Genomic DNA, 24,326 nt, shown 5'->3' on the forward strand with positions numbered 1-24,326 from the left:
TACATCGCGGCCCACATAACCGACCTCGGTAAATTTTGTGGCTTCCACTTTGATGAAGGGGGCGTCGGAGAGCTTGGCCAGACGGCGTGCGATTTCGGTTTTACCGACACCGGTAGGACCGATCATCAGGATATTTTTAGGATAGACCTCTTCGCGCATGCCGGGTTCCAATTGCTGGCGCCGCCAGCGATTGCGCAAGGCGACAGCAACGGCCCGTTTGGCATCATTTTGGCCGATGATATAGCGATCCAGCTCCGCGACCGTTTCACGGGGGGTGAATTCAGTCATTTACAACTCTTCTATTATTATGTTATTATTGGTGTAAATACAGATGTGAGCGGCGATTTCCATCGCTTTTTCTGCAATGCTTCTGGCGGGAAGTGTGGTATTTTGCAGGAGGGCCAAAGCAGCCGATTGGGCATAGGCACCTCCGGAGCCGATGGCAGCAATACCAAACTCTGGTTCCAGAACGTCACCGGTGCCGCTGATGAGCAGACTGGATTGCCGATCAGCGGTGAGCATCATGGCCTCCAGGCGGCGCAACATGCGATCCATGCGCCAATCCTTGGCCAATTCGACGGCAGAACGAATTAAATTACCGCCATGTTTAGCCAATTTGGCTTCAAAGCGCTCGAAGAGGGTAAAGGCATCAGCAGTCGATCCGGCAAAGCCGGCTAAAATTTTTCCATCATGCAGAGGACGAACCTTGCGGGCATTGGCTTTGACCACCAAACTGCCCAAAGTGACTTGTCCGTCTCCCGCCATGACCAGGGAGTCGTCTCGTCGAACCAACAGGATGGTAGTGCCTTTGAACATGGATAGAAATACTCCGGTTAGCGGTCAAATCTACTCTACAGGCAGAGAGAGTTGGCAAGAGGGGTGGAGTGAAGCGAAGGTGCTGGCAAACTCGCCAAACTCGCCAACCATGCTGCTTGAGCAATGGTGCCGGTTTTGTGAGCGGATTGCAAGGTGTGAAGCGGTGCGGCTTGGAGAGGGCAATGAATAGTGTTATTGGTAATCCTTGGTATGCGCCGGCGGTCAACCTGTATTTAAGTCGGCCGCATCCCTGTGGTTACCTGCCGGATCGTTCGGCGGCGACACTGTTTGTCGATCCGGCGGCGACGATGCACGATGAGCTCTATGCTTTTTTGTTGGAACGGGGATTTCGTCGCAGTGGCGGTCATGTATATTGCCATTATTGTCCGGGATGTCGCGCCTGTCAGGCGGTGCGCATACCGGTACATGCGTTTCAATTGAGCCGCAGTTGGCGGCGGATATGGCAGCGCAATCAGGATTTAACAGTGCGGGTGTTGCCTGCCGGTTTCAATAATGAGCGCTTTGCATTATACCAGGATTATATTGGCCAGCGGCATGGGGATGGGCCGATGGCCAATCCGTTGCCAGATGATTTTACCGATTATCTGTTGGCCTCCTGGTCGATGACCCGCTTTGTGGAGTTTCGTGCCGGAGGGCGTTTGCTGATGGTAGCGGTAACCGATCTGCTGCCGGGGGCGCTTTCAGCGGTTTATACTTTTTTTACACCGGAAGAAGCGGCGCGCAGTTTGGGCAGTTATGCGATATTATGGCAGATTCGTGAGACGATAGGATTGGGTGGAGAGCATCTCTATTTGGGCTACTGGATTGCCGGGTGTCGCAAAATGCTCTATAAATCCCGTTTTCAGCCTTTGGAATGTTTTCGAGGTCGGCAATGGCTGCCCTTCCAGGCAGAACGTGATCGAGAGCGTGGTGCCGCATGGGAAGGGGGGGAGCCATGATCCTGGCAGAGGAGGATCGGCCTGCCTATGAACAGGCTGTGCGCTGGCTGGCACGGCGCCCTTATGCAGTAGGGGAGTTGCGCCAGCGCTTGCTGCAAAAAGGTGTGGCAGCAGATTGCTGTGAACGGGTCTGTATGCGTTGTCAGGAGTTGGGGTATCTGGATGACAGCGCTTTTGCCTTGTCCCGGGCCCGCTATCGGTTGCATCATGGAGGCTATGGACCCCGTTGGGTGGCGGCGGAGTTGCGCTCCCTGCATGTGGGCGAAGAGGAGATTCGCGCCGCCCTGACAGAGTTATTGGCTGAAGAGGATCTGTTATCTTTGGCACAGCGGACGTTGCAGAAGCGTTTCGGCACTGCGGATAGTGCTTCCCCAGTGGCGGCGGAGGGTAATCGCCAGCAGAAAAAGCGGCAATATGCTTATCTGGCGCGGCGTGGTTTTGACGATGAGGTCATTTGGCAGCTTATCAGATAGGAATACGATGAACGGCAACGATATACGCGAACGCTTCCTGACGTTTTTTCAGCGTCATGACCATATCATAGCGGCCTCTTCCAGCCTGGTGCCGCGCAATGATCCGACTCTGTTATTTACCAATGCGGGCATGAACCAGTTCAAGGGAGCCTTTTTGGGAGAGGAGCGTCCTCTTTGGCCACGGGTGGTCAGCGCCCAGAAGTGTGTGCGTGCCGGCGGCAAACATAACGATCTGGAAAATGTGGGACGCACGGCTCGTCATCATACCTTTTTCGAGATGTTGGGCAACTTTTCCTTTGCCGATTATTTCAAGGAGCGGGCAATTCCTTTGGCCTGGGAGTTTGTCACCCAGGATTTGGCTTTGCCGGTGGAACGGTTGTTGGTGACCGTGTATGCCAGCGATGATGAAGCCTATGAGATCTGGCATACGGTGGTGGGATTGCCGAAAGAGAAGATCATTCGTATCGACAGCAATGATAATTTTTGGTCGATGGGGCCGGTAGGGCCTTGCGGTCCCTGTTCGGAAATTTTTTATGATCATGGCCCGCACATTGCGGGTGGTCCCCCAGGCTCTGCGGATGCCGATGGCGACCGCTTTGTGGAGATCTGGAATCTGGTTTTTATGCAGTTTGATCGTCGTGCCGATGGTTCGATGATGCCACTGCCGCAGCCCTGCATCGATACTGGTGCCGGGTTGGAGCGTTTGACTGCCATTTTGCAAGGCAAGAGCAATAATTTTGATACCGATCTGTTTCAGCCTTTGATTCGTGAAACGGCCCGTCTGGCTGCGGTGGATGCAGAACATGGCGAACATATGGTTTCGTTGCGGGTGGTGGCCGATCATATGCGTGCCATCTCCTTTTTGATTGCTGATGGGGTATTACCCAGTAACGAAGGACGGGGCTATGTATTGCGCCGGATCATGCGCCGGGCCATGCGTCATGGACGGATGTTGGGTTTGACAGAGCCGTTTTTGGTCCATTTGGTGCCGGTGATCTGTCAGATGATGGGCAACTTTTATCCAGAGTTGACCGCCCAGAGCAAAGTGCTGGTGCCGGTGATTGAAAACGAAGAGCGTCGTTTTGCAGCAACGTTGGACAGTGGCTTGAAGATTTTGGAGGAGGCGGTTGCGCGCTTGCCCGCTGCGGGCCAGTTGGACGGCCTGACCCTGTTTACTCTCTATGATACCTATGGTTTCCCCATCGATCTGACCGCCGATATTGTGCGTGATCGTGGCATTGATTTGGATATGGATGGTTTCAACCAGTTGATGGCGGAGCAGCGGCAGCGGGCACGTGCTGCCTGGGTTGGGTCGGGCGATGAAAAGGTGGCGGCGGTTTTCCATCAGTTGCGTGAGCAGGTGGGAGCCAGTGAATTTTTAGGTTATGAGACAGAGCAGGCCCAAGGGGTCATTCAGGCAATTGTGGTCAATGGTGTGGCGGTTGAGCGTTTGCAGGTGGGTGAAGAGGGGATGGTGATTGTCAATCAAACTCCCTTTTATGCCGAGTCGGGTGGACAGGTTGGCGATAGCGGTATGCTGCGCAAACAGTCTGGAGAGTCTGCGCTGTTTGCGGTACGCGATACCCGTAAACCGGTGAGCGATTTGCTTGCCCATTATGGTGCTCTGCAGGAGGGAATGTTGCAGGTGGGCGATCCGGTGTTGATGCAGGTGGATGGTGCACGTCGGCAGTCGATACGTCTGCACCATTCGGCAACCCATTTGCTGCACCATGCCTTGCGTCAGGTGGTGGGGGATCATGTCAAGCAGGCGGGATCTTTGGTCGGTCCGCAACGGTTGCGTTTTGATTTTACCCATTTCAGTGCCTTGAGTGCAGAGGCATTGGCAGAGGTGGAGAGGCAATGCAATGCCGCCATTCTTGCCAATGTGGCACAGAGTACGCTGATTATGACGCCGGCGGCAGCGGTGGCAGCAGGAGCGGTGGCCCTGTTTGGCGAAAAATATGGCGATGAGGTGCGGGTGGTACAGATTGGTTCGAGCATGGAGTTGTGTGGTGGTACCCATGTCGAACGTTCTGGAGATATTGGACTCTTGCGGATTGTTTCGGAAGGGGCGGTAGCGGCAGGAGTTCGTCGTATCGAAGCGGTTTGTGGTGCCTTGGCGCGTGAGAGCTATCGGGAAGAGTCGATGGTGCTGCGCGAAGCGGCCGGAATGTTAAAGAGTCGTCCCGATCAGGTGACACAGGCGGTGGAGCGGTTGTTGGAACGTATTCGTACTTTGGAGGGCTCCCTGGAGAAGGCCAAGGCCGCGGTAGCCGGATCGGTATTGGATGGTTTGGTTGCGCAAAGCCGCATGGTGGCCGGGGTACGCTTGTTGGCGGCCCGGGTTGTTGGGGTGGAGGTACGGGATTTGCGGGAGATGGTAGACCGGCTCAAGGAGCGCTTTGGTTCAGCGGTCATTGTTTTGGGGATGAGCGAGGGAGAGAAGGTCAGTGTGATTGCCGGGGTAACCACTGATTTGCATGTTCGTTTCAAGGCGGGTGAGTTGATAGGTTTTGTTGCGGGTCGCGTAGGTGGCAAAGGTGGAGGACGACCCGATATGGCCATGGGTGGAGGGAGTCGCCCGGAGCAGTTGGCTGAGGCTTTGGCAGCAGTAGCAGAGTGGATGGAGGAGAAAGCAGCATGAGTGAAGAGCAGAAGGAGTCTGTGGTGAATCCCTATGAACGGGCATGCCGTCATTGTGGACAACCGATGAGCAAATGGTTGGCGACCCACAACGATTGGGGAGATGGGATGGGCTTTTGTACCGACATCATGCTGGTTTGTTTTAATGACGAGTGCCCCATCTATGTGAAGGGATGGAACACGCTTTATGACAAATATCGGAAGGTAGGTTCGGTACGCCATTTTTACAACCCCGATGATGGTTTTCAAGGGGTGTTGCCGGTAGGACACAAGGATGCCTTGCGTGGTGATATTGTTGCGTAGCCGGTGGGTATGTTGTGCAAAAGGAGGATATGATGGAGGTGGATAAAGCGGAGCGGCGCGAGGATCGGGTATTAAGCCATGATCCGGCCACCATGATTTTGGCTGATGGCAGGCGGATCTGCGGCCAGTTGGGTAACATGAATCTGGGGGGAATGTTGTTTGTAGCCGATGACACCTCCCTGTTGTTAACGCGGGATACACTTGTGGAAATTTCCATCAGTTTATATGGTCGGGAATCGCGTTTTACCTGTCTGGTTGCGCACCAGAGTGACAATCAGATCGGTTTGCGTTTGCAACGCTCTGATGGTTCGTAGGCGGCAGGCGAGACGCGATGGAGGAGTATTGGTTGGCCGCCCTGGCCGCCATTCAGGGGGAGGTGACACCACAGGTATACAATATGTGGTTCAAGCCCTTATGCCTTGGTGCAGAGATGGCGGATGGGCGTGTGGAGTTGTTGGCTCCCAGTGGTTTGGCGGTGGATTATGTGCGCAACCATTATGGAATTTTGTTGGAAAAGAAGCTGTCTCAGTTGGCGGAGCGGTCGATACGGATTGTGCTGCGTGCAGCGCCACAACAGTTGGGGGGGGTAGAAGAGCCAAGCCCGGAGCTCTTGTCGCAATTGGCGCCGCCAGCCAGTGGGGTGGTACGGGGGGGATTGGATCCGCGCTACACCTTTGCCTCTTTTGTGGTAGGCAGTTGCAATCAGTTTGCACATGCCGCGGCGGCACGGGTTGCCGAGGAGCCAGCCAAGATCTATAACCCGCTGTTTATTCATGGTGGTGTTGGTTTGGGAAAGACCCATCTTTTGCATGCCATTGGCAATCATCTCTTGGAACACCGTCCCTCTTTGAAGGTGCAATACATCTCTTCGGAAAAATTTATGACCCAGATGATCGAGTCGTTGCGCTTTCAGCGGGTCCATGATTTCAAGGAGCTGTTTCGCTCGATTGATGTATTATTGGTGGATGATATTCAGTTTATTGCCGGCAAAAAGTCCACACAGGAGGAGTTTTTCCATACTTTCAACGCCTTGCATGAAACAAATCGCCAGATTGTTCTCTCTTCGGATCGTTTTCCGGCGCAGATGGAGCTGTTGGAGGAGCGTCTGCGTTCCCGTTTCAGTTGGGGATTGTTGGCGGATATTCATGCGCCGGATTTGGAGACACGGGTAGCCATTTTGAAGAAAAAGGCGGCCGTTGAGGGGATTGATTTACAGAATGATGTGGCATTTTTTCTGGCCGATGCCATACAGAGCAACATCCGCGAGCTGGAGGGGGCGTTGATACGGGTATTGGCCATGGCTTCGGTGGAGAAGGTGCCGGTGACGATGGCTTTGGTGGTGGAATCGTTGCGTCACGTGGTGCGTGCGGTGGATCGTCGTCAGGTAACAATAGAGGAGATTCAGAAAAAGGTTGCCGAATATTATCAGATTCGGGTGATCGATTTGCGTTCGGCGAAGCGGGCGCGTCAATACAGTCATCCCCGACAGATTGCCATGTATTTGTGCAAGCAGTTGACCAAGCACTCCTTTCCAGAGATTGGCAAGCAATTTGGTGATCGGGATCATACCACGGTAATGCACGCGGTACGCAAGATTGATGAGCAGCAGATCGTAGACAGCGATTTGGCTGAGGAGTTACGGACGCTGACGGGCATGTTGCGCCGTTAGGGTGGTAAGAAAATTCAGACGAGCATGATAGAGAGAGAGCCATGGAATTTCACATAACCCGTGAATCATTTTTGCAGGGGTTGTCGCGGGTACATACGGTGGTGGATGCGCGTCACCATATGGCCAATTTGCGCAATTTGTTGTTGGAGACCCAGGAGGATCATTTACGGATCGAGGGGACCAATTTGGAGGTTTCGGTACGGACGCGCTGTGTGGCTGAGATTGTCGAGCCAGGGGCGATTACGGTCAATGCGCGCACTTTGTATGATATTGTCAATGAGTTGGCAGCAGGGTCGGAACTGGTATTGCGGACCGACAATCGTGATCGCTTGCGTTTGACCAGTGGCCGGGCCAAGTTTGAGTTGTCCACGTTGTCTGCCGGGCAGTTTCCAGAGATTCCGCAAGCGGTGGGGGGATACCGTTTGACTGTAGATTCTGGTTTATTGGCAGAGATGTTGAACAAGACCCATTTTGCCATGTCGGATGATGCGACGCGCTTTGTTTTGAACGGAGTATTTTTGCATGTGATACCGGGAGCCACAGCAACGGGAGGTACGGGACGGATTCGTGTTGTGGCCACAGACAGCCATCGTTTGGCGTGTGTCGAGCGCGAATTGACAGGAGAGATGCCGGAGGAGGAGCGTGATCTGATCCTGCCCAAAAAGGCGGTGCATGAGATATTGCGGCTGTTGGAAAAGGAGGATGCGCCGGTCGAGTTGATTTTGGATAGTGATTTTATTCAGGTCGAGCGACCGGATGTAATGTTGATTGCCAAGTTGGTAGAGGGGCGTTATCCCGACTATCGGCAGGTATTGCCGCGCAATCCACCGATGCGTTTGACGGTCAACCGTGAGGAGTTGTTGGCCCGGGTGCGTCGTGTGTCGGTTTTGGTGATGGAAAAGACCAGTGGCATTCGTTTGGAGATTGCCGATGGGGTGATGCGCTTCAGCACCAACAATACCGAGCAGGGAGAAGCGGAAGAGGAGATGCAGGTGACCTTGGAGGGGGGAGATGTTTTGATGGTTGGTTTTAACGCCCGATATGTACGGGAATTTTTATCGGTGATGGAGGGGGAAGAGGTCAGTTTTCTCTTGAACAATGAGGAGCAGCCGGTGTTGTTGACCGACCCTTATCAATTGGGGACGCAATTTGTGTTGATGCCGATGCGGATATAAAGGTTGTCTGCCAGGAGCTGGCCCGGTGATGAGGAGTCTGTGCAAGAGATATTCTTCATCCACCGGGATGGTTTTTCTGGCGCGCAAAACAGTGCAAGCAAAAGGGCAAAGGGTGCCCAGAGCAGGCGGGCAGCGGTTTTTCGTCAGGGAACAAAAGCCATGATGGAAAAACAAGCTGGTCAGCCCAGCCCACACAGGTATCAACAGTACATGCCTTGCCGATTAGTTTATATGGTATGGTGACAGATGGAACAAGAGCTAAACCAAGCATGGGAAGAGGTGCTGAAATCACTATGCCATTTGCAGAGTGTATTACCGGATGCTGTGCTTGTGGGTGGGACGGCCTCGGCACTTTACGCGGGGCATCGTTTTTCCTTCGACCATGACCATATTGTTTCCGATCTTAAGGAGCGTTTTGACTCTGTTTTGACTGAACTGGAGTCTGTTGCCGGTTGGGAAACGGCGCGGGTTAAGAGGCCGGTTTTGATTCTGGGATCACTGGATGGTGTTGAAACAGGCGTGCGGCAATTACGCCGTGCACAGCCTTTGGAGACAACCATGATGCGTGTCGGAAAATATGATGTAATTTTGCCAACTTTGCCGGAAACCTTACGCATCAAGGCTTTTTTGTGTCTTGAACGCAACGCTACGCGGGATTATCTGGATTTGTCCGCATTGGCAGCGCACATTGGAATGGAGAGTGCCGCCGAGGCCTTGTGGAGCATGGATGAGCTGTATCCGCAAAAGGGCAACGATCCATGGATTGTACGCACACAATTGGTAGTGCAGCTTGCCGCACCGCAACCATATGATCTTGAAAGTGTTGATCTCGCCGAATACAAGGGTGTTCAGCCACCGTTTATTCACTGGAGCTATGTATCTGAAGTGTGCGGTAAGCTCTCCGATCAGCTTCTGCATGTTTGTTTGCAAGCATTGCGCGTTGATTCTTCCCCGGAAGCTCAGCAGACGCAGTTGAGGATCGCTGCATGTAGCGATGCACTGACCTCGGGTCACATGTCGCCATTTTCGCCACTTCCTGGGCTCAAACAATGAAGCACAGACACCTGACACATGCAAAATTTACTCTGGCAGCCATTGAAGATATTTTGGCGCGTGGACGTATGCGCGATTGGGAGCCTTTGATCACTGCCATTCAAGATGATCCTTATGGAGAGATCGCAGAAAAGACACGTATTATCTGTGAGCTGCCTTTATACGGAGCGCCTGTATTCCGCCGTGTGCTTGCCGCTGCACGTTAGCCACCGTTGCTCATCAAGCCCGCTTGCCAGGAAACAGAGGGTTTGTTTTTCCCAGATTTTTTATCAACAACCCCCGCGCAGCGTATCGCTGGCGGGAGTGGATTGGCCTTTTTATCCTGAGACTATTTTGGCAACCCTGAAAAATGGCTACCAACAGGCGCTGCCGTTGCTGCCTTTGGCGCTTTTGGCGCGCCCCTTACTGGCATAGGTCAAGGGGGCACATTTATTGTCGCCGGTCTGTTCATTTTGTGGTTCTGCGGAAAGAGAATAAAAGCTGCCATCTCCCTCATTGATCCAAATGCGATAGAGCCCCTTGGGCGATTCTATAGAGAAATCTTTTACCTCGGTATAGCCCAACTCTTCCAGAGTGGTGGCATATTTTTGGTGCTGGGCAAAATAGTCATCCTGTTTGGCCACTACCTCCAGCAAGGTCGCCCGCCCATCTTCCCGGTTGGCGACCAGCATGACATCCGGGAATTCGTAATAAAAGTTGCCCCCCAAGATCAACAGAATAATCAATATGCTCCAAAACAAGGTACTGCTGTACCAGTTTTCCTGCTCACTGGCAGAAGAGGGGATAGCGGTAGCCATCATACTCAGGTGCTCCCTACTTATTGCAGTTGACAAACAAGTGGTGTAGGCAATAGGTGAACGGTATCAGTCAAACCACTTTTTCTTCTTGAAGATAAAAAAGCTGACTCCCATTACAAAGACCAGCAACAACAGCTCCAAGGTAAAGCCATAGGCATGCTCTGATCCGGCCTGAAAAGGGATCCCCTCGATATTGGTACCCAACAGGCTGGTGATGGTGTTCAACGGCATGAGATAGGCCGTGAATACGGCGACAATCTTCATGGTTTCGTTCAGTTTGGTGTTTTGATTGTTGGTGATCTCATCCTGCATGAGTACCGCACGCTCACGAGTGGAGTCCAGATCATTGATTTGGTGCTGCAAACGTCCTTGCGTTTCTTGTAATACCTGACGGTTGGTTTCATTGATCCAGGAGCGGCGCTGCTGCAGCATGGAGAGCGCTTCATGTTGCGGCACCAACTGGCGGCGCAAAATAATCAGACGGTGGCGCAAGGCGATGAGCTCTTGTTGCACATGGGTTTTCTGGTCCAGAAGAATGGCATCTTCCAGATCATCGACATCACGACCCAGTTTGAGGACCAGCGGTTCCAGACGGGCAATAATGCGTTGCACAGCATGTGAAAGAATATCATCTGGTCTGGTTGGCCCCTCCCCAGGTTGCAGACTGTTGCGAATATCCTCAAAACTGTGGGTTGGTGCCGAACGCATGGCAATCAGGCGGTGCGAGTCAATCCAGATGCTGATGCTGGTCAACTCTTCATCGGAGGTTTGTCGTGACTGGTTCATGCCCAGGAGAGTCAACAGGGTTCCCTGGCGGAAGGTCATGCAGCGAGGCCGATTATTGGTGGTAGAGAGCATCGATTCCAGTGCCTCCTGGGGCAGAGCACTGGAGCGGCGCAGCCAGCGTTGGGTCTCGCCACCGCTGGGCCGACCAACCAGCCAGAGGATGCCTTCGCTGGCTTGCCACTCATTGACCTCCTTCCAGCCAATTTCCCGTCCTCCTCCCAGGCCGTCCAGTAGATAGGCATATACAGGGCATGGATTGGCACTCATGGCTAACCTCCCAGCATCACTTTGGCGATGGAGAAATAGATTGCTACGCCAAGCAGATCCAGCAGTGGTCTGGAAATGCGTCCAGAGAAAAATTCAGGTCTGCTGCGCAAGCGTTCAGAGGTTTTGGCAAAAAACAGTGTCAGCAGAATGCCGAGAAGAGAGTTAATCAGGATGCTGATAGCAACAATTTGCCCTAGAGTGCTGCTTTTCAACAGTTGCCATGTGGCGAGGCCACCAAGCAGAGCGCTCAGGCTGCCCAGAACCAAACCGATGCTGGTTTCCATGAGGAACAGACGTTTGAATGCGCCTGTTGGTGCCGCTTTATTGGCCAAAGCCTTGGCGGAAGCGGCGGCAGTGGAGGTTGCCATGTTGCCGGTCATGTTCATGACCAGAGGCAGAAATGCGGCCAGAATCAGTTTGCCTTCCAGCAAGGGGGTAAAATAATGGATGACTGCACCGGTGAGCAGGGCACCAAGCAGAGCCAAAAGCAGCCACGGCAAACGGATGGAAAAATTTTTCGCCAAAGAGTGGTGCACCACCTCTGGCGGTGGGGCCCCGGCACTTTTCAGGACATCCTCGGTGATATCCTGCTCCATGGTGCTGATGACATCATCAACGGTGATCACCCCCACCAGGACATCCATATCATCGACTACCGGTACACCCAGAAGCCGATAACGACGTACCATTTCCGCCACTTCTGAGCTGGGGGTATTGGTCAACACCTTGATGGTGCGTGAATTCATGATCTCTGCCAGAGTTTTGCTGGGATCATTCAGGATCAACTGGCGCAGCGAGCTGACTCCCACTAAACGGCGTTTGTCATCAAGGACATAGAGATAGAAGACCATTTCAAAGTAAGGCAGCGAGCGCACGGCGTCGATGGCGGCTCCGACGGTTGTATCGACGGAAAGGGCAAAAAATTCTGGGGTCATCAAGCCGCCGGCGGTATCGGCATCATATTGCAGCAGATCCTCCACCTCGCGCATACTCTCTTCATCGAGGCCACCCATAAACCGTTTGGCCAGAGCGCTATCGAGATGGCCGATAATGTCGGCACGGTCATCGGGAGGCAACTCTTCCAGGATGGGCAGCAATTTTTCCGGGGCATACTCTTGCATCAGATGGTTGCGCAAATCGCTGCTTACATATTTCAGGGTGCTGGCTGCCAGTCGGTGTGAGGGGATCAGGAAAAAAATTTTTGCAGCTTCATCAAACGTATAGCCATCAAGAATGCGTGCCAGATCTGAAGGGAACAGGCGGGATAACACCTTTTGCAGTGCAGTAAAGGAGTGCTTGCGGAACAGACGACTGATGGTTTCCGCATAATCGGGGGAGCTGCTTTCGCGATTTACTGGGGAGTCCATTTGGGGAGCGGACATGTTGACCTCCTTTTCTGACAGTAGAGTCTATTTCATTTTCCAAACCTTGTTAGTCCCAACCCATGCGGCACATGGGCGCAGCAATCCGGCGCTCTCATTGGCCTGGTTTCACGAAGGGCTTGCACCGCCAAGGTGACGATTTCCGCTGGATTGAAACGCATCCGTGGTGGCAGAATCTTTCAGGCTCAGCCTTCTGGTCGGGAAAAATGGCTCGTGAGGGACATTTTCCGCTGTGACCGTGCGGTTGGGTATGGAAAAGACTGTCAGAGAATAGGCGTATCGCTCCTTGCGATCACTTGGGGTGCAGGGTTGATCCAGACCGAGTTTCCTGAAGCGAGAGAGATATATTGCGCTGCGGATTCTCAAGGCGAGCTACTTCTACTCCACTTCACTGTTTCTGTCCAAGGGAATTTTTGTTCACTTCATATTTTTTTATGAATCGGTTTCCATGGTAGATTTTGGAAGAGATACTGCAGGAGGTTGTAGCGGACAATTCATTGAAAAAGACGTGTCACTATTCAGGTTCGTGCCGGTTCGCCAGCTCTACCCCCATGGGGATGCTGTACGAATTGGCGCAAAAATGCGCGCCAATCCGCTTCGTGCCGGCTCGCCAGCTCTACCCCCATGGGGATGCTGTACGAATTGGCGCAAAAATGCGCGCCAATCCGCACAGCTTGCTTCCATTAGGCGCGCCGCGCCGACGCAAAAAGCGCGTCGGCTTAGTGTGAAAAGCGCGCCAAAGGCAAAAGATTAAAAGCAAAATCCCAGGGATTCCATCCCTGGACCCAGCCAGGGAGGTGCCCTCCCTGGACCCGCAGTTGTTTTGGGTGCTGAATAGTTACAAAGACGTATTGATTGATGATTTTTTAGCAGATTGGATCGGAATATGTGTTGGAAGATGGCATCATGAAACTGGAACGTTTGCGGGTTTCTCACTTTCGCAATATGGCGCATGCTGCATTAGAGTGGGATGCGCGGATCAATCTGTTGCTGGGCGACAATGGCCATGGTAAAACCAATGTATTGGAGGCGATTGGTTTGTTGGCAACAGGACGCTCCTTTCGGCGAGCTTCGGCAGTGGTGATGCGGCGACAGGGTCAGGAAGGCTTTTCCTTGCAGGCGGAGGTGGAGCGGGCAGGTTTACGGCATCAATTAAGCTTCATGACGCAAGGTGCACAGCAGCAGGTGCGTTTGAATGGCAAGGGGGTGGCAGCCCTTTCTGGTCTGGCGCAGATAATGACTGCAGTGGTATTGACTCCGGACGCCCCGGCTTTGTTGCGAGGCCCGCCGGAGGAGAGGCGCAACTATTTGGATTGGATCATATTTACCCATCAGCGCAGTCATGCTGTACTGGTGCGAGATTATCAGACCGCCTTGCGGGCGCGCAACCATCTGTTGCGCAGCCAGTGCAGTGATGGTCGGCAATATGAGGCATGGGAGGAGCAACTGGCTGCATTGGGTGCACGCATCTACCAGGAGAGATTGGCGATGATGCGTCTGATGGTGCAGCGGATGGAGGGTTATTTGCAGGCGTTGGCACTGGATGGGTCGGAATATGGTTGGCGCTTGAGCAGTGAAACCGTGGCAGGAGAGGAGCCAGAAGGAGAGTTGCCGCGTGCGCAACAATACCGTGAGGCGTTGCAACGCAGTCGGCAGGGCGATCAACGCGGTGGCAGCACCAGCATTGGTCCGCATCGTGATGATCCGCAATTTTGGCAGGGCAAAAAGATATTGGCACGCTTTGCCTCACGTGGGCAGCAGAAGCGCTTTTTATTGGCACTCAAGTTGACCGAGGCGGATCTGTTACAAGAGCGGTTGGGAGAGCCTCCTTTGTTGCTGTTGGATGATCCAGCAACGGAATTGGATCAGGAGGGGGTGCGGCGCTTACTGCAGATTTTGGCAGGGACAGCGCATCAACTGTTTATAGCTGTCTGCGCTGAGGATGGGATGGTATGGCCGCAAGAGTGTGCGGTCAAGCGCTTCTGGGTGCGGGAAGGAGTGGTACAAGCGCTTGCTGGAGCAACATCATGGGGAGAACAGGGATAATGGAAGCAGACGAGTTATGTCAGAAAATTGCGCAGTGGTTTCAGAAGCATCGTCATGAACAACCTTTTGCCTTTGGAGAGATCCATCTTTTAACCGGCGAGCCGGGAGCCGATATTTGGTTGATTATTGGTAAAATTGCCAAAGAGACAACCGATAAATCCCTGCTGGAACGGCAATGGAAAAATACCTTGTATGACCATCCGGTGACCTGGATGTGGCAGAAGTTGGCGGACGAGGAGGCAGATGGTTGGTTGCGGCATATTTATGAACAGGAGTTTCTGGCCAAAAAACGGGCCATGCTGACCGCTTTGTTGGAGTTGGCCAAGTTGATCGAAAGCAATGGTTATGAAATTTTGTGGGAAGCGGAAGAGGAGGATGTGTGGTTGACGGAGATTCCCATTCGCCGGGTTGTTGAGGTGGAACATTATGAAACAGAACGCTGGCAAGAGTTGTTGGCGGCAGTGCGGTGATGGGATGAAATGCTTGCGATTTCTTGTTACGCCGGTGTAAACTGATCGTTTGGGAACTGTTCTCAAAGGAAGGGGACCGATCATGAAGGAACGCGATCCGGCTCATGCAACAGCCGAATGGGTCATTGGCAGTCGCCACTCTGGGGGAAAAAAGGTGTCGCAGGCGCTTGCTCCAGAGCAGTTGGATCATGCCATCGCCTTGGCACCGCATATCTGGTGGGTAGGTCACCGCTTGCCAGGGGATCCGTTTCAATGTCATTCCTATTTGATTGAATGGGGAGATCAATCGGTTTTGCTGGATCCCGGTTCCCCGTTAACCTTTCCTGAAACCTTGCGCAAGGTGCAGGAGGTGATTCCTCTGGCACAGGTGCGTACCATCATCTGTCACCATCAAGATCCCGATATTACTGCGATTTTGCCTCACCTGGACAGGGTGATCCTCCGCCCGGATGCGCAGATTCTCAGCCATTGGCGTGCCATTACTCTGCTCAAACATTTGGGATTGCGACGTTTACCCTTTCGTTGTGTGGAACAGATGGGTTGGCAGTTGGATCTGGGCGGACGTCTGTTACAGTTCATCTTTACTCCCTATCTGCATTTTCCTGGTGCATTTTGTACCTTTGATGTCAGCAGCGGCATTCTCTTTTCCAGCGATATTTTTGGTGGTTTATCGGCGGATGCCGCTCTGTTTGCACAAGATGAAAGCTGTTTTGAGTCGATACGGACCTTTCATGAACATTATATGCCCAGCCGGGATATTTTAGCCCACGGCATGAGCAATCTGGAGCAGTTGCCGTTGCGTTTGTTGGCACCCCAGCATGGTTCACTGATTCCAGAGCCATTAATATCTTTTGTGATCAACCAACTGAAAGGTTTGGATTGCGGTCTGTTTTTGTTGACCCACACCAATTCCGACTATCGGCGTCTGTCGCAGTTGAACCGGATGTTGCGGGAGATGATGCAAACCATCATGGTGTATCGGGATTTTGCCGAAGTGGTGGAGCGTATTCTGGAGTTGGCAGCGCCGTTATTGCCGGTAGTCGGTTTGGAATTTTATACGCAAATGGAGTCAGGCGAACCGCTGCACATGGCTCCAGAAAGTCGTTTTCACGGAGTTCGGGCGACACCTCCCCAAGCCTGTCATGGCTTGTTGGGGATGTCGCGACAGCAGTGGTGGCAGCGTTGTACAGGACATGTCCATGCTCTGGCAGCGGGCGCTTTGGAGATTCCTGGTGAGACGCAGCAGATACATGGTTTGGTATTGCCGCTGTTTTCCAGCCAGACCGATATGGTGCGCTCCTTGGCGATTTTGCGTTTGACCGAGGCGGTCATTTTGGATGAGGAATTGATTCGCATTGTCGATCAGTTGAGTCTGCCTTTGGGAGTGGCGGTAGAGCGGGAGTCGCTGTTGCGGGTAATGGATGCGGAGCGACAACAGGCTTATGAGCGATCGATACGGGATGCTTTGACGGGATTGTATACCCGTCACTATATGCAGGAGGCGTTGGTACGTTTATGCCAGATTCACAATCGGGATCCCGAGGCGACCATTGCGGTGGCGGCATTTGATGTGGATCATTTCAAGTCGGTTAATGATCAATTTGGGCATGGCATGGGTGATCAGGTGTTGCGTCGGGTCGCACGGGTGCTGGTGGATAACAGCCGCAGTGTCGATTTGCCGGTCCGATTGGGTGGAGAGGAGTTGGTATTGTTCATTATTGGGGCCACGCGGGAGATTGCGGTAACCATCACCGAACGTATTCGTGCCCGGATAGAGCAACTGCAGTTTGAAGCGCCGATGCAGGAACGGCAGGTGACAATCAGTGGTGGTGTGGCTTTTCGGACGGTACAGGAGCCAATCGAGCATGTTATGGAACGGGCAGATATGGCGCTGTATCAAGCCAAAAAGGGGGGGCGCAACCGGATAGTGATCAGTAATTGATCTTGTGCCGCAGTAGACAGCAACCAGCTTGCGTGCAGAGTGTGTGCAAAAATTTTAAGAATTATCAGGAATAAGCGGGCAGCAGGACGCTGCTTGGTGAGCGATAGGGAAAGCAAACAGATAGGCAATAGCCAAACAACTCTGCAACGCTGTTTCCCGGATAGATGACCAATGGATGCACAGCCTTTCAGGCGATCCAGCCATTTTGTTGCAAAATTTGCAGCGACTCTTCGCTGACCGGCTTTTCCAGAACAGCGCTGGCAATTTCTTGTTCCGAGGTGGTGTTGTCCTGCTCTTGGCGTCCGAAGAGAATATCCATAAAATCTCCCAGCAGACTCATTTTGACCTGAACTTGTTGGTCAGAGAGCAGAGCTGCCGGATTGCTGATGCTGGTATGCGCGGCAGCCAAATCGCGTGCAGTTTGCGAAAAGCTGACCTGATCTTGCCGAGATGACCATGGCAGGGTGGTATTATTCTGCATGTTCAAATCGTTCACACCCTGCATTGCCAGGTTGGATCCCACACCGCTGATGATCATGAAAGCCTCTCTCCTTTATTTTCGATAATGCTTGTGCAACAGGTGTCGGAGGACTACCATACCTCTGACAGAGTTTATATCGGTTATCCTGCCGGGAAACTGAAGCCCGAATTGCCTGCCTTTTGTCAGGAGTGCCATGTTACCTTCACTGTATCGACGTTTGGTTACCCTGTTCAGTCTCAATGAGCATATTGTGTTGTCGGTGGTTGCGGTATTCATTGGTTTGCTGGTTGGGTATGGATCCATTGTTTTTCGTGGCTTGATTGGTCTGTTTCAGAGCCTGTTCATGGGTAGCGGACATGAAGGGGTGGTAATGATCATTATGGGATTGCCTTGGTGGCAGATCCTGTTGATGCCGATGCTCGGTGGATTGATTGTCGGTGGCATGGTTCACTATTGGTTGCCGCGTGCTGGTCTGCAGGGGGTGCCGGAGGTGATGGCATCGGTAGCGTTGCATAATGGGCAACTGGGGTTGCGCGAGGGGTTGGTCAAGATGTTGGCCAGCGCTTTGTCTCTGGGGTGCGGCGCATCGGTGGGCCGGGAAGGGCCGGTCATTCATTTGGGGGCAACTCTGGCCTCGGCGGTGGGGCAGAGGTTAAATTTAACGGTGCGCCATATGCGCACCATGGTGGGTTGCGGGGCGGCGGCAGGTATTGCGGCCTCCTTCAACGCCCCGATTGCCGGAGTGATGTTTGCTCTGGAGGTGATTTTGGCCGATTATGGTCTGGCTACCTTTTCACCGATTGTCTTGTCCTCGGTGATTGCCACGGTGGTGGCACGCATCCATTTGGGTGATTATCCCGCTTTTATCGTCCCCCATTATACATTGGTATCTGCCTGGGAGATTCCGGCCTATGTGGGCTTGGGTCTGTTGTGTGGTTTAACCGGTATATTGTTCATGTCCACACTTTTTCAGACAGAAAATCTGCTCACTCGTTTACCCTTGCCACGACCTGCCAAGCCGGTGTTGGGGGGGATGCTGGTTGGTGGAATTGCCTTGTTGGTTCCGCAGGTGATGGGCGTTGGATATGACACCATGAATCTGGCTCTGCTGGAGGAGATGGGGGGGTTGCTGTTATTGGTCCTGCTCTTTGCCAAGATCATAGCCACGGCAATCGCCTTGGGCAGTGGTTTTGTGGGCGGGGAGTTTACCCCGGTGCTGTTTTTGGGAGCGATGGTGGGAGGCAGTTTTGGGACGGTGGTACATGGTTGGATTCCAGAGCTTTCTGCCGGATCGGGTGCCTATGCCCTGGTAGGCATGGGGGCGATGGTGGCAGCGGTTTTGGGTGCCCCACTGGCTTCGATTTTGATCTTGTTTGAGCTGACCAGTGACTATCGCATCATGTTGGCGCTGATGGTCTCTTCAATCATTGCCACTTTGCTGGTCAGTCAAGTCTATCGCGATTCGATTTATACACGGGTGTTGCGACGCAAAAATATTCAACTATGGTCGGGACGGGAGGCGGGGGTACTCAATCAGATTACCGTGGCCGAGGTGATGCAGCGCGATTGTGAACCGCTGTTGCAGCAGATGACCATTCGCCAGGTACGGGAAAAAATCAGCAAATCTCGTGATGAGAGCTATCTGGTGGTGGATGCTGTGGGACGCTTGCAAGGGGTGGCGACCTTTCGCGATATTCGCGGGGTGGTTTGTGAAGAGGGGATGGAAGATTTGGTTTTGGTGCAGGATATTGTTATTCAACCCGAGGTGACGGTAAGTGATGAGGATACCCTGTATGAAACCTTGCGCCGTATGGGAGCCGCTGGATTGGAGCAGTTGCCTGTTGTTGCGGCCCGGCAGCCCGAACGGGTGTTGGGCATGATCTCTGATCGGGATGTGGTACGGGCCTACAACAAGGCTTTGGTGGAGCGGGAGACCGGCCATTTATAGCGCTAAAAGCTCCGGCAAAGGTATCTATTCAGGTTCGTGCTGGCTCGCCAACTCTACCCCCGTGGGGATGCTGTACGAATTGGCGCAAAATAACGCGCCAATCCGCACAGCTTGCTTCCATTAGGCGCGCCGCGCCGACGCAAAGAGCGCGTCGGCTTCATGTGTAAAGCGCGCCAAAAGCAAAAGATTAAAAGCAAAATCCCAGGGATTCCATCCCTGGACCCGGCCAGGGAGGTGCCCTCCCTGGACCCGCAGTTGTTTTGGGTGGTGAATAGTTACCGGCAAAGATAATTGGGAGGGCCTGTTTTATTTGGCTTCCAGTCAGAACAGAAAGAGTGGGTAGAATGGATTTACTCAATGATTTGAATGAGCCGCAACGACAGGCGGTAGAGGCCCAGCAAGGAGCGGTCATGGTTTTGGCGGGTGCCGGTTCGGGCAAGACCCGGGTGTTGACCAGACGCTTGGCCTATTTGCTGCGGAATGGCGCGGTGGCCCCAGAGCGGATATTGGCGGTGACCTTTACCAACAAGGCGGCGCGGGAGATGCGTGATCGTGTCATTGAGTTGGTGCAAGGGGATGGCATAGATGTGCGGCGGATGTGGATTGGCACCTTTCATGGTATGGGTGCCCGCATGTTGCGTCAGCATGCGGATTCGTTACAGTACCAGGCAGATTTTTTAATTTTGGCCAGCGATGAGCAGCTCCATGTGGTCAAAAAACTGGTCACACACTTGCAGTTTGAAGATCTGTTTTGGACGCCCAAGCGTTTGGCCAACACCTTTTCCCGATGGAAAGATGATGGACTGACAGCAGAGCAAATTGGTTCGCAACAGATCAAGAGAGATGCCGAGCGGGCACGGGTGGTGGCGGTATATGTTGCCTATCAGGAAGAGCTGCGCCGTTTGAACGCGATGGATTTTGGCGATTTATTGGCCAACTGTCTGCAGTTGTGGCGGGAAAACCCGGAGATTTTGCTAAGTTATCAACGTCGTTTTCAATATATTCTGGTGGATGAATATCAGGATACCAATGCCATTCAATATGAATGGATCAAATGTCTGGCGGCGCATCATGGTAATGTCTGTGTGGTAGGCGACGACGATCAATCGATCTATAGTTGGCGTGGGGCCCGTTTGGACAACATACTGCGTTTCAAAGAGGATTTTCCCGTCATGCAGTTGGTGCGTCTGGAGCAGAACTATCGCTCAACGGGCAATATTTTGCGGGCAGCCAGCCAATTGATCGATCACAATCAGGGGCGCATGGGTAAAACCTTGTGGACATCGGGGGCAGAGGGGGCGCGTTTACAATATTATGCTGCCGAGGATGGCGAAGATGAGGCCCGCTTTGTGGCGGCAGAGACGGCACGTTTGTGTCGAGATGGCAGTTATGGTCGGGTAGCGGTATTGGTTCGTACTTCTCACCAGACCCGTTTGCTGGAAGAGGCGATGAACCGGCAGATGGTGGCTTACCGGATTGTCGGTGGTTTACGTTTTATGGATCGTGCCGAGGTGCGCGATGCGGTGGCCTATTTGCGTTTGGTCTATATGTCACGGGATGATCTGGCTTTTGAACGGGTTATCAATGTCCCCAGCCGCAAGTTGGGACCAGCCGCCTTGCGGGTGATTCAGGAGCAGGCGCAGTTGGCAGCGCTCACTCTGCTGGAGGGGGCACGACAGGTGGTCGAAAAGGGGTTGTTGGCAACTGGGGCACGCAAAAGTCTGGCAGAGTTTTTGGCGGTGATTGATGCCGGTCGGGAGTTGGCGGTAACGACATCGGCCGATCAGGTGTTGCAGCAGGTGTTGCAGAACTCTGGCTATTTGGCCTCTTTGCAGGTGGATGATCGAGAGGGGGATCGTCGCGACAACCTGCAGGAGCTGCAGACTTTATTGGCACAGACCAGTGATTTGGGCACTTTTTTGGAACAGGCCGCTTTGGATGCGGATCCCCCACGGGCGCATGCAGAGGAGGAGACACAGCAACGGGTGATCATATCCACCCTGCATGCAGCCAAGGGGTTGGAGTTTCCGGTGGTATTTTTGGTGGGTATGGAAGAGGGATTGTTGCCGCACAAGTTGGCGATGGAAGAGGGTGGTTTGGAGGAGGAGCGGCGTTTGCTCTATGTGGGCATGACCCGTGCCCAGGAGCGCCTCTATTTAAGCCATGCCCGGCGCAGGATGTGGATGAATCGGGGCGAGCCGGCCATGCCATCACGTTTTCTCAAGGAGGTGCCGCCGGAGGTGCTGGAGAAGCGCGGAGGACAGCAATTGACGGTACGTAAGCCTTTTAGTGGATGGGCGAGGCGTTAGAGAGATGCGGGGATATTTTGTAACCGGTACCGATACCGGGGTCGGCAAAACGGTGGTGTCGGCATGGTTGATGGAAAAGCTCTCTGCAGCCTATTGGAAACCGGTGCAGTCGGGGGCAGCTCCTGGCGAAGAGGGTGACCTGGAGATGGTGCGTCGTTTGACCGCTCTGCCTGGAGAGTTTTTTCATGATTCGGTATACCGCCTGGCACTGCCGCGTTCACCGCATGAAGCGGCCGAGAGAGAGGGGGTGCAGATCGATTTGCAGAGGCTGCATTTGCCGCAGGAGAGCCGTTGCCTGATTGTCGAGGGGGCGGGTGGCGTTTTGGTGCCTTTGAATGACAAGCAATTGCAGATTGATTTGATGGTGCAGTTGGCCTTGCCGGTCATTGTGGTGGCGCGGACGCAGTTGGGAACGATCAACCATACCCTGTTGAGTGTGCACTGTTTGCGTCATTATGGTTTAGAGGTGGCAGGGGTGATTTTGAATGGGCCGACGGATGCAGAAAACCGTCGGGCCATTGCCCAATATGGCCAGGTAAAAATTTTGGCGGAGTTGCCGTGGTTGCAGCCGTTCTCCTGGTCGCAGTTCATGCGCGTTGAGCTCTCTTTATCTTGAAAGCTGCTATGGCCAACCCAGATCATCGTTATGACGGGATGGTTGCTCTTCCAGGGCTTCAACGGCGAGGACAGAGCCTTCAAAGCCGGTAATTTTGACTTGGGTGCCGGCACTGAGATCCAGGCCGCGAATGGTCCACAGGGTATTACCGATTTGCAGAGTTCCCACACCATCACGAATGGGCTGGGTGAGGGTAAAGAGGCGTCCCACATATTGACTGGCGCGATGCGTCGTCACCGCTTGCGGAGGTTTTGGCAGGGGACGCACAGCTATTTTTGGGCGGACAAAGCGCATCCGCGAGAGGGCAGTTGAGGCGGCAAAGATGAAGAGAAAGAGCATGATTTCGCTTTGCCAGCCGATCGAGGGCCAAAAGAAGAGGGTTCCGCTGACCACGGCGGCGGCCACTCCCATCCAGAGAAACAGCGAGATGGGCAGCAACAGCTCCAGAAGGGTCAAGGCGGCGGCGAGCAGCCCCCAGTGCCAATGGTTGAGATGATTGAGTAGAGCGAAGAGTGGGTGGTTCATACGGGATTGCTTTCCAGTGTGGGATCAACGGCTGATTGACAGGGCAAAAAGAGGGGGGTGAACCATCCACCCCCCTTGCGCAATGTTGATGCCTGTTCGTCCATGGTAGCGGGTGACCGTTGCCAACTATTTTTTATTCTGAGCGGTTGGTGCTTTGCGTTGGCTGCTTTGCGCAGTCAACCGTTGTTTGACATCCGGGAACTGCTCCATGATGCGATCAAAGTCTGATTTTTCCAATCGATACATATCGCAGATGGTGACAGCGCGGATGGTAGCGGTACGTTTGACCCCTCCGAGCAGGGCTATTTCACCGAAAAAGCTGTTATTGCGCAAACGGGTGATGGGATAGCCTTCTGCGGTCAGCACTTCGACGATGCCATGTTGCAAGAAAAACATCTCCTGACCGATGGTTCCGTGGACTATAATATCCTGTCCTGGGTTAAAAATTTCTGAGATCAACACGCCGGCAAAGGCGGAGAGGCATTCACGTGAGGTGCCTTTGAAGAGGGGTACCTGTTCGATCATGTGCATATTGATACTATGCAGCACCTCTTTTTGGAAGGCATCGGGGAGGCTTTCGATGATCTCTTTGCTGTTGACGGCCTTTTCAGTCGCGGAGTGGGCATAATAGCTGAAGATGGCATTTTGCAACTCTTTGGGTACGCCAAATTGGTTGAAGAAAGAGGCCAGATTGACCAGCTTTTCCTGTTGCTTGAGGCGATAGGCGTTGGCCTGAAAGACAATGGAGGAGATGCTGGCTGTAATGAAGGCGTTGAATAACACACCCAGGAGCATGACGGTAGAGGCAAGCAAGCGACCGGGATTATCGCTGGGAGTGATGTCACCATATCCGGTGGAGGAGAGTGTGGTCACGCCCCAGTAGAGTGATTTATAGAAATAGCTTGGCATGTCGAGGGTGCCATCGTTGGGATAGACATAGGCCCAGGCACAGCCAACGGTATTGATCGCCAGAACCAGCCAGAAGAGCATATTGGCTGTACGTTCAAAGGTGCCCATGGGCAGGAAGTCACCAGCCTCTTTGAGCAGTCGTGGCACTTTTGGCAGACGCAGCAGGCGAAACAGTCCCAGCAGGGGGCCCCATTGCGCATATCCGGCGGTTTCGGCAAGCAAACTGAAAGGGATGGCCGAAAGCAGATCGATGGTGAACCAGCCTTTCAGATAGGTTTCCAGCATAAATTTGGAGCTGGTCACTGGTTCGCCGGCGACATAGACCGCAGTACGCATGTTAATAAGAATATCGACCAGAAAAAAGAGGGTGATGATTTTATCTATCGTCAGAATCCAGTCGGCCAATTCAGCAGCGGGCAAGACAATTTTGATGGGTACGGTCAGGGTAAACCAAAACATGCCCAGGAAGATGCCGAAGTTCCAGGTTCTTTTGAAACGCTTGTCCGGATAGAAAAAGGGCAGGGCCATGGGTAGATTTTCCATTGCAAAGGGTGGTGAGATGGCGAATCACAGAGAAGTCTGCAGCTCTCCGTTGCAAATAGCAAGCAAAGCCGGGTCATTGTGCCGTTTCCAGGTGGCTTCCGCAAGACAATTTTACGCATTCTTTTTGTTTGCGCAGCGGTAACTATTCAGGTTCGTGCTGGCTCGCCAACTCTCCCCCCATGGGGATGCTGTACGAATTGGCGCAAAAATGCGC

23 protein-coding genes are annotated in these 24,326 nt (G+C 53.3%); 15 read left to right on the top strand and 8 right to left on the bottom strand.

Going from position 1 to position 24,326, the window contains the following annotated elements; translation table 11 throughout:
* The coding region (locus EJP87_RS02050; protein ID WP_130470222.1) for an AAA family ATPase at positions 1–288 on the bottom strand (288 nt) is incomplete at its 3' end.
* Complete coding sequence (gene hslV, locus EJP87_RS02055; protein ID WP_130470200.1) at positions 289–816, bottom strand: ATP-dependent protease subunit HslV; 528 nt, start codon at positions 814–816, stop codon at positions 289–291. It lies immediately after the preceding gene.
* Positions 817–998: 182 nt separating this feature from the next.
* Here hslV and EJP87_RS02060 point away from each other — a divergent pair, with 182 nt between their 5' ends.
* The 9 genes from EJP87_RS02060 (at position 999) to EJP87_RS02100 (ending at position 9,297) form a co-directional block, all read left to right on the top strand.
* The gene (locus tag EJP87_RS02060) at positions 999–1,775 is read left to right on the top strand and encodes an arginyltransferase (RefSeq protein WP_130470201.1); all 777 of its coding nucleotides are present in this window, start codon (positions 999–1,001) and stop codon (positions 1,773–1,775) included.
* Positions 1,772–2,248, top strand: a complete 477-nt coding sequence (locus EJP87_RS02065) for a regulatory protein RecX (RefSeq protein WP_193771065.1) — start codon at positions 1,772–1,774, stop codon at positions 2,246–2,248. Before EJP87_RS02060 ends, EJP87_RS02065 begins: the two co-directional genes overlap by 4 nt.
* 7 nt (positions 2,249–2,255) lie before the next feature.
* Positions 2,256–4,892 carry an alanine--tRNA ligase gene (gene alaS / locus EJP87_RS02070; protein ID WP_130470203.1) on the top strand — a complete coding sequence of 879 codons (2,637 nt, stop codon included), beginning with the start codon at positions 2,256–2,258 and terminating at the stop codon, positions 4,890–4,892.
* Positions 4,889–5,194 carry a hypothetical protein gene (locus tag EJP87_RS02075; RefSeq protein WP_130470204.1) on the top strand — a complete coding sequence of 102 codons (306 nt, stop codon included), beginning with the start codon at positions 4,889–4,891 and terminating at the stop codon, positions 5,192–5,194. Before alaS ends, EJP87_RS02075 begins: the two co-directional genes overlap by 4 nt.
* A 29-nt stretch (positions 5,195–5,223) precedes the next feature.
* On the top strand, positions 5,224–5,508 hold the full coding sequence (locus EJP87_RS02080; protein WP_153188649.1) for a PilZ domain-containing protein: 285 nt from the start codon (positions 5,224–5,226) through the stop codon (positions 5,506–5,508).
* A gap of 17 nt (positions 5,509–5,525) precedes the next feature.
* Complete coding sequence (dnaA, locus tag EJP87_RS02085; protein ID WP_130470206.1) at positions 5,526–6,863, top strand: chromosomal replication initiator protein DnaA; 1,338 nt, start codon at positions 5,526–5,528, stop codon at positions 6,861–6,863.
* Positions 6,864–6,904: 41 nt separating this feature from the next.
* Positions 6,905–8,038: a DNA polymerase III subunit beta gene (gene dnaN / locus EJP87_RS02090; protein ID WP_130470207.1), complete on the top strand. Its 1,134-nt coding sequence runs from the start codon at positions 6,905–6,907 to the stop codon at positions 8,036–8,038.
* Positions 8,039–8,284: 246 nt separating this feature from the next.
* On the top strand, positions 8,285–9,091 hold the full coding sequence (locus EJP87_RS02095) for a hypothetical protein (protein WP_193771066.1): 807 nt from the start codon (positions 8,285–8,287) through the stop codon (positions 9,089–9,091).
* Positions 9,088–9,297 carry a hypothetical protein gene (locus EJP87_RS02100; protein WP_130470208.1) on the top strand — a complete coding sequence of 70 codons (210 nt, stop codon included), beginning with the start codon at positions 9,088–9,090 and terminating at the stop codon, positions 9,295–9,297. The genes EJP87_RS02095 and EJP87_RS02100 overlap by 4 nt, the downstream gene beginning before the upstream one ends.
* Positions 9,298–9,444: 147 nt before the next feature.
* On the opposite strand, the gene EJP87_RS02105 is transcribed toward EJP87_RS02100, so the two are convergent.
* The 3 genes from EJP87_RS02105 to mgtE all read right to left on the bottom strand — a co-directional run bounded on the left by EJP87_RS02105 (position 9,445) and on the right by mgtE (position 12,323).
* A complete protein-coding gene (locus EJP87_RS02105; protein WP_130470209.1) occupies positions 9,445–9,891 on the bottom strand; it encodes a type IV pilin protein in 447 nt (148 codons plus the stop codon).
* 63 nt (positions 9,892–9,954) lie between these two features.
* Positions 9,955–10,941: a CorA family divalent cation transporter gene (locus tag EJP87_RS02110; protein ID WP_130470210.1), complete on the bottom strand. Its 987-nt coding sequence runs from the start codon at positions 10,939–10,941 to the stop codon at positions 9,955–9,957.
* Between the two features lie 2 nt (positions 10,942–10,943).
* Positions 10,944–12,323, bottom strand: a complete 1,380-nt coding sequence (mgtE, locus tag EJP87_RS02115; protein WP_130470211.1) for a magnesium transporter — start codon at positions 12,321–12,323, stop codon at positions 10,944–10,946.
* 906 nt (positions 12,324–13,229) lie between these two features.
* Here mgtE and recF point away from each other — a divergent pair.
* The 3 genes from recF (at position 13,230) to EJP87_RS02130 (ending at position 16,781) form a co-directional block, all read left to right on the top strand.
* Positions 13,230–14,369 carry a DNA replication/repair protein RecF gene (gene recF, locus EJP87_RS02120; protein ID WP_130470212.1) on the top strand — a complete coding sequence of 380 codons (1,140 nt, stop codon included), beginning with the start codon at positions 13,230–13,232 and terminating at the stop codon, positions 14,367–14,369.
* Positions 14,369–14,839, top strand: a complete 471-nt coding sequence (locus EJP87_RS02125) for a hypothetical protein (RefSeq protein ID WP_130470213.1) — start codon at positions 14,369–14,371, stop codon at positions 14,837–14,839. The genes recF and EJP87_RS02125 overlap by 1 nt, the downstream gene beginning before the upstream one ends.
* An 82-nt stretch (positions 14,840–14,921) precedes the next feature.
* Complete coding sequence (locus tag EJP87_RS02130; RefSeq protein ID WP_130470214.1) at positions 14,922–16,781, top strand: oxygen-binding di-iron domain-containing protein; 1,860 nt, start codon at positions 14,922–14,924, stop codon at positions 16,779–16,781.
* A gap of 187 nt (positions 16,782–16,968) precedes the next feature.
* On the opposite strand, the gene EJP87_RS02135 is transcribed toward EJP87_RS02130, so the two are convergent.
* Entirely contained in the window at positions 16,969–17,319 is a 351-nt protein-coding gene (locus EJP87_RS02135) for a hypothetical protein (protein WP_130470215.1), read from the bottom strand.
* A gap of 136 nt (positions 17,320–17,455) precedes the next feature.
* Between EJP87_RS02135 and EJP87_RS02140 the strand changes: the two genes are divergently transcribed.
* The 3 genes from EJP87_RS02140 (at position 17,456) to bioD (ending at position 22,135) form a co-directional block, all read left to right on the top strand.
* Positions 17,456–19,210 carry a chloride channel protein gene (locus tag EJP87_RS02140; RefSeq protein ID WP_130470216.1) on the top strand — a complete coding sequence of 585 codons (1,755 nt, stop codon included), beginning with the start codon at positions 17,456–17,458 and terminating at the stop codon, positions 19,208–19,210.
* Between the two features lie 344 nt (positions 19,211–19,554).
* A complete protein-coding gene (locus EJP87_RS02145) occupies positions 19,555–21,519 on the top strand; it encodes an ATP-dependent helicase (RefSeq protein WP_130470217.1) in 1,965 nt (654 codons plus the stop codon).
* Positions 21,520–21,523: 4 nt separating this feature from the next.
* The gene (gene bioD, locus EJP87_RS02150) at positions 21,524–22,135 is read left to right on the top strand and encodes a dethiobiotin synthase (protein ID WP_130470218.1); all 612 of its coding nucleotides are present in this window, start codon (positions 21,524–21,526) and stop codon (positions 22,133–22,135) included.
* A gap of 6 nt (positions 22,136–22,141) precedes the next feature.
* On the opposite strand, the gene EJP87_RS02155 is transcribed toward bioD, so the two are convergent.
* Together EJP87_RS02155 and EJP87_RS02160 are read right to left on the bottom strand one after the other, a co-directional pair.
* Entirely contained in the window at positions 22,142–22,660 is a 519-nt protein-coding gene (locus EJP87_RS02155; protein ID WP_130470219.1) for an NfeD family protein, read from the bottom strand.
* 126 nt (positions 22,661–22,786) lie between these two features.
* Entirely contained in the window at positions 22,787–24,097 is a 1,311-nt protein-coding gene (locus tag EJP87_RS02160) for an ion transporter (protein WP_193771067.1), read from the bottom strand.
* Positions 24,098–24,326: the final 229 nt, after the last annotated feature.

The organism is Candidatus Magnetaquicoccus inordinatus (genome assembly GCF_004217665.1).
In the GTDB taxonomy this organism is placed as follows: domain Bacteria; phylum Pseudomonadota; class Magnetococcia; order Magnetococcales; family Magnetaquicoccaceae; genus Magnetaquicoccus; species Magnetaquicoccus inordinatus.

Bases quoted from the DNA above. Each gene is read 5' to 3' on its own strand.
- hslV (WP_130470200.1), bottom strand. From the start codon at position 816: ATGTTCAAAGGCACTACCATCCTGTTGGTTCGACGAGACGACTCCCTG.
- EJP87_RS02060 (WP_130470201.1), top strand. From the start codon at position 999: ATGAATAGTGTTATTGGTAATCCTTGGTATGCGCCGGCGGTCAACCTG.
- EJP87_RS02065 (WP_193771065.1), top strand. From the start codon at position 1,772: ATGATCCTGGCAGAGGAGGATCGGCCTGCCTATGAACAGGCTGTGCGC.
- alaS (WP_130470203.1), top strand. From the start codon at position 2,256: ATGAACGGCAACGATATACGCGAACGCTTCCTGACGTTTTTTCAGCGT.
- EJP87_RS02075 (WP_130470204.1), top strand. From the start codon at position 4,889: ATGAGTGAAGAGCAGAAGGAGTCTGTGGTGAATCCCTATGAACGGGCA.
- EJP87_RS02080 (WP_153188649.1), top strand. From the start codon at position 5,224: ATGATGGAGGTGGATAAAGCGGAGCGGCGCGAGGATCGGGTATTAAGC.
- dnaA (WP_130470206.1), top strand. From the start codon at position 5,526: ATGGAGGAGTATTGGTTGGCCGCCCTGGCCGCCATTCAGGGGGAGGTG.
- dnaN (WP_130470207.1), top strand. From the start codon at position 6,905: ATGGAATTTCACATAACCCGTGAATCATTTTTGCAGGGGTTGTCGCGG.
- EJP87_RS02095 (WP_193771066.1), top strand. From the start codon at position 8,285: ATGGAACAAGAGCTAAACCAAGCATGGGAAGAGGTGCTGAAATCACTA.
- EJP87_RS02100 (WP_130470208.1), top strand. From the start codon at position 9,088: ATGAAGCACAGACACCTGACACATGCAAAATTTACTCTGGCAGCCATT.
- EJP87_RS02105 (WP_130470209.1), bottom strand. From the start codon at position 9,891: ATGATGGCTACCGCTATCCCCTCTTCTGCCAGTGAGCAGGAAAACTGG.
- EJP87_RS02110 (WP_130470210.1), bottom strand. From the start codon at position 10,941: ATGAGTGCCAATCCATGCCCTGTATATGCCTATCTACTGGACGGCCTG.
- mgtE (WP_130470211.1), bottom strand. From the start codon at position 12,323: ATGTCCGCTCCCCAAATGGACTCCCCAGTAAATCGCGAAAGCAGCTCC.
- recF (WP_130470212.1), top strand. From the start codon at position 13,230: ATGAAACTGGAACGTTTGCGGGTTTCTCACTTTCGCAATATGGCGCAT.
- EJP87_RS02125 (WP_130470213.1), top strand. From the start codon at position 14,369: ATGGAAGCAGACGAGTTATGTCAGAAAATTGCGCAGTGGTTTCAGAAG.
- EJP87_RS02130 (WP_130470214.1), top strand. From the start codon at position 14,922: ATGAAGGAACGCGATCCGGCTCATGCAACAGCCGAATGGGTCATTGGC.
- EJP87_RS02135 (WP_130470215.1), bottom strand. From the start codon at position 17,319: ATGATCATCAGCGGTGTGGGATCCAACCTGGCAATGCAGGGTGTGAAC.
- EJP87_RS02140 (WP_130470216.1), top strand. From the start codon at position 17,456: ATGTTACCTTCACTGTATCGACGTTTGGTTACCCTGTTCAGTCTCAAT.
- EJP87_RS02145 (WP_130470217.1), top strand. From the start codon at position 19,555: ATGGATTTACTCAATGATTTGAATGAGCCGCAACGACAGGCGGTAGAG.
- bioD (WP_130470218.1), top strand. From the start codon at position 21,524: ATGCGGGGATATTTTGTAACCGGTACCGATACCGGGGTCGGCAAAACG.
- EJP87_RS02155 (WP_130470219.1), bottom strand. From the start codon at position 22,660: ATGAACCACCCACTCTTCGCTCTACTCAATCATCTCAACCATTGGCAC.
- EJP87_RS02160 (WP_193771067.1), bottom strand. From the start codon at position 24,097: ATGGCCCTGCCCTTTTTCTATCCGGACAAGCGTTTCAAAAGAACCTGG.